Genomic DNA, 249 nt, shown 5'->3' with positions numbered 1-249 from the left:
ACGCCGGGCGTGCCGCGCGCGTTCCTGCGCCAGCTCGTCGTCGCGCTCGGCATGCCGGTGTGCCTCGTCGGCAACTGGGTGATCGTCGCGTCCGCGGCGTGGGACCGCGAGCCCGCGCGTCGTGGCTGGCACGACAAGGCGCCGGGCGTGCCGCGCGCGTTCCTGCGCCAGCTCGTCGTCGCGCTCGGCATGCCGGTGTGCCTCGTCGGCAACTGGGTGATCGTCGCGTCCGCGGCGTGGGACCGCGAG

The 249-nt window shown here is 75.9% G+C and carries 1 protein-coding gene; it reads left to right on the top strand.

Annotated elements, in window-relative coordinates:
* On the top strand, positions 1-249 hold a 249-nt coding region (locus tag ATM99_RS19470; protein WP_223305186.1), incomplete at both ends, for a hypothetical protein.

The sequence above is a fragment of the Cellulomonas sp. B6 genome (assembly GCF_001462455.1).
GTDB lineage: Bacteria > Actinomycetota > Actinomycetes > Actinomycetales > Cellulomonadaceae > Cellulomonas.
Note: the sequence above shows the minus strand (reverse complement) of the source record. Positions and strands in the feature narration are given on the sequence as shown.